Genomic DNA, 2,191 nt, shown 5'->3' on the forward strand with positions numbered 1-2,191 from the left:
TGTCGACGACGCGTGAATACTGACCCCCAGGCGACAGCCGAAATCTGACCCCCTTGCAGTTCACTCTGGAGGGTGATCAAGGTGGAGGACTGGGCGGAGATCCGCCGGTTGCACCGGGCCGAGGGCATGCCGATCAAAGCGATCGCGCGGCATCTGGGCATCGCCAGGAACACGGTGCGGCGGGCGCTGGCGGCAGAGGAGCCGCCGAAGTACCAGCGGCCGAGTAAGAAGTCGATCGTGGATGCGGCAGAACCACAGATCCGGGCGCTGCTGCGGCAATGGCCAGACATGCCGGCAACGGTGATCGCCGAACGGATCGGCTGGCAGCGATCGATCACCGTGCTCAAGAACCGTATCCGGCAGATCCGGCCGGAGTACCGGCCTGTCGATCCGGCCTCGCGCACCAGCTACCAGCCGGGCGAACTCGCGCAGTGCGATCTGTGGTTCCCGCCGGCACGTATCCCGGTCGGCCCCGACCGTGGGATGAGCCTGCCGGTGCTGGTCCTGGTCTGCGGCTACTCGCGCTGGCTGCTGGCCCGGATGCTGCCTTCCCGTGCGGCGGGGGATCTGTTCGCCGGGATGTGGGCGCTGCTGTCCCTGCTCGGCGCCACCCCCAAGACGCTGGTGTGGGACAACGAGGGCGCCATCGGGGCGTGGAAGGGCGGCCGCCCGCAGCTCACCCAGGATGCCGAAGCCTTCCGCGGCACTTTGGGTGCCCGCATCCTGCAGTGCCGGCCCGCCGATCCGGAGGCCAAAGGACTGGTCGAGCGGGCCAACGGCTATCTGGAAACCTCCTTCATGCCGGGCCGCGCCTTCACCGGCCCGCACGACTTCAACACCCAGCTGGAGGGTTGGCTGCAGCGGGCCAACCAGCGCCATCATCGGCGCCTGGACTGCCGCCCAGCTGACCGGATCAGCGCGGATCGGGCGGCGATGGTCGCGTTGCCGCCAGTGCCACCGACCGTGGGCTGGCGCAGCTCGACCCGGCTGGCGCGCGATCACTACGTGCGCGTTGCCTCCAACGACTACTCCGTCCACCCGTCCGCGATCGGCCGCCTGGTCGAGGTCGTCGCCGACTTGGAACACGTCACGGTGACCTGCGCCGGGCAGGTGGTGGCCCGGCACGAGCGCTGTTGGGACGTCCACCAGACGATCACCGATCCCGCTCACGCCGGTGCCGCGGCGGCGTTGCGCGCAGCCCGGCTGCAGGCCGTGGCCACGCCGGTGGACACCGAGGTGGAACAGCGCCAGCTCAGCGACTACGACGCTCTGCTCGGCATCGAGGTGGTGGCGTGATGGCCGCACGAACCACCAGCACCGCCACCGCGCCGACAATGGCCGCGAGCGGGCGCAACGTCGCTGCTGAGCTGGCCTATCTGACCCGGGTGTTGAAGGCGCCGTCGCTGGCAGCCGCCGTCGAACGGCTGGCCGAACGAGCCCGCGCCGAAGCGTGGACGCACGAGGAGTTCCTGGCCGCCTGCCTGCAACGCGAGGTGGCCGCCCGCGACTCCCACGGCGGCGAGGCCCGCATCCGCACCGCCCGCTTCCCGGCCCGCAAAGCTCTGGAGGACTTCGACTATGACCACCAGCGCTCGCTCAAGCGCGAGGCCATCGCGCATCTGAGCACGCTGGACTTCGTCGCCGCCCGGGAGAACGTGGTCTTCCTTGGCCCGCCCGGCACCGGCAAGACGCACCTGTCGATCGGGTTGGGGATCCGCGCCTGCCAGGCCGGGCATCGGGTCGCCTTCGCCACCGCGGCCGAGTGGGTGGCCCGCCTGGCTGATGCCCACGCCGCCGGCAAACTCCAGGACGAGCTGGTCAAGCTGGCCCGCATCCCGGTTCTGATCGTGGACGAGGTGGGCTACATCCCATTCGAGCCCGAGGCCGCCAACCTGTTCTTCCAGCTGGTCTCCAGCCGCTACGAACGAGCCAGCCTGATCGTCACCAGCAACAAGCCCTTCGGCCGGTGGGGCGAGGTATTCGGCGACGACGTGGTCGCCGCCGCCATGATCGACCGCCTCGTCCACCACGCCGAAGTGATCTCGCTGAAGGGAGACAGCTACCGGCTGAAGAACCGCGACCTGGGCCGGGTCCCACCGACCCGATCCGAGCACGAGCAGTAGTCAACGACAACATCAGGGGGTCAAGATTCAACCGTCGTTAGGGGGTCAGAATTCGGCCGTCGTTGACA

2 protein-coding genes are annotated in these 2,191 nt (G+C 69.2%); both read left to right on the forward strand.

Going from position 1 to position 2,191, the window contains the following annotated elements; all coding sequences use genetic code 11:
* Window positions 1-72: 72 nt before the first annotated feature.
* Window positions 73-1,296 (forward strand): IS21 family transposase, encoded by a 1,224-nt coding sequence (istA, locus tag ACIBST_RS48880; RefSeq protein ID WP_397180294.1) that lies wholly within the window; start codon window positions 73-75, stop codon window positions 1,294-1,296.
* Complete coding sequence (istB, locus tag ACIBST_RS48885; RefSeq protein ID WP_397180295.1) at window positions 1,296-2,123, forward strand: IS21-like element helper ATPase IstB; 828 nt, start codon at window positions 1,296-1,298, stop codon at window positions 2,121-2,123. Before istA ends, istB begins: the two co-directional genes overlap by 1 nt.
* Window positions 2,124-2,191: the final 68 nt, after the last annotated feature.

The sequence above is a fragment of the Nonomuraea sp. NPDC049684 genome, assembly GCF_044465345.1.
Taxonomy (GTDB): domain Bacteria; phylum Actinomycetota; class Actinomycetes; order Streptosporangiales; family Streptosporangiaceae; genus Nonomuraea.